The organism is Tritonibacter litoralis, from assembly GCF_009496005.1.
Taxonomy (GTDB): Bacteria; Pseudomonadota; Alphaproteobacteria; order Rhodobacterales; family Rhodobacteraceae; genus Epibacterium; species Epibacterium litoralis.
Window position 1 is genome coordinate 1 of record NZ_WIBF01000044.1, and the last position, 1,294, is coordinate 1,294.

2 protein-coding genes are annotated in these 1,294 nt (G+C 59.9%); both read left to right on the forward strand.

The window, feature by feature from the left end:
- Nucleotides 1-209 precede the first annotated feature (209 nt).
- Complete coding sequence (locus GFB49_RS20895) at nucleotides 210-536, forward strand: type II toxin-antitoxin system PrlF family antitoxin (RefSeq protein WP_005668772.1); 327 nt, start codon at nucleotides 210-212, stop codon at nucleotides 534-536.
- A complete protein-coding gene (locus GFB49_RS20900) occupies nucleotides 533-1,051 on the forward strand; it encodes a type II toxin-antitoxin system YhaV family toxin (protein WP_153218190.1) in 519 nt (172 codons plus the stop codon). Before GFB49_RS20895 ends, GFB49_RS20900 begins: the two co-directional genes overlap by 4 nt.
- The last annotated feature ends 243 nt before the right edge of the window (nucleotides 1,052-1,294 follow it).

The following is a 1,294-nucleotide window of genomic DNA, read 5'->3' on the forward strand; positions in this document are numbered from 1 at the left end:
CTCGCTTGCGGGCTCGGAGCTGCTCAGCTCCGCGAAGGGCGCGGCCAGTCCTGTGCTGGCGGAGTATCTCGCGGGGCGAGATTAGGTCCTGCGCCGGACGGTTCATCGACCTGCCCGGCGACAGAAGATCCTGCGGCTTGTCTTGACAAGGCAATGCAAATGCATTACCTGTCGCGGGCAGCAAAGACCCTTTTCTTCAGGAGACTGCCATGACAGCCCTCGCACAAGATGTCTCGAAGCTCACGGATCGGTATCAGACGACCGTGCCGGCGGGTGTGCGCAAACAGCTCAAGTTGGGCAAGGGCGACCAGATTCGTTACTGCACCGAGCCGAGTGGCAGGGTCTATATCGAGCCCGTGCGCAGCGACGAGGAAGATCCCGTGCTCGGAGCCTTTCTCGATTTCGTCGAGGCCGATATCAAGGCGCATCCGGACCGCATTCGGGCGTTCGATGGGGCTTTGCATGACCGTCTTGCAGCACTGGTCGGAGACGTTGACGTCGATCTCGATGCGCCGCTATCGCTCGAGGATGAATGAGCGGCGATAGCGTGCCCGCCCAAGCGCCCCTTGTCGTAAACGGATGGTCGATTTATGCGCATCCGCTCTTTCTGGATCAGCTCGAAGGGCTGACCCTGGAGGTCGAGGCGCGTAAGGCACGCGATCCCAAGACCTGGCACAAGAAAAACCCGACGAAACGGCTGGCCGCCATCTTCAAGCTGGTCACCGAGGCCATACCGGCAGATCCGGGTGCCGCCGCCTTCCGGCAAGGCGGCACACTCGGCGATCACCGCAAGCACTGGTTCCGGGCGAAATTCTTCCAGCAGTATCGGCTGTTCTACCGGTTCAACAGCGATGCGAAGGTCATCGTGGTGGCCTGGGTGAACGACGACAAGACCCTGCGCGCCTATGGCAGCAAGACGGATGCCTATGCGACGTTCAAAGGGATGCTGGAAGATGGCAACCCACCTGACAATTTCGACGCGCTCTTGAAAGAAGCGGCGGCGGCGGACAAGCGGTTCGAGACGTCCCTTGAAGCGGCGCCCGATCGGTAAGTGGGGTCGAATGCCCGAGGGGCGGAATCCCACGCTAAGGCTGCCAGTGAGTGGGCATTATGCGTTTCAATCGCCGTCATACTTGGGCCAAGTGAAATAGGCGACATTGGTGTGTCATATGGCTGGTACGATGAAATTCTCAGAAGTCCCTCCCTATCCGTACACCTGATGGGGTGGATGGCTCCTGCTTCAACCGGCGTCGCAATGCGCCATAGTGCAGGTGTCAAAATCTGCTTATGAGAG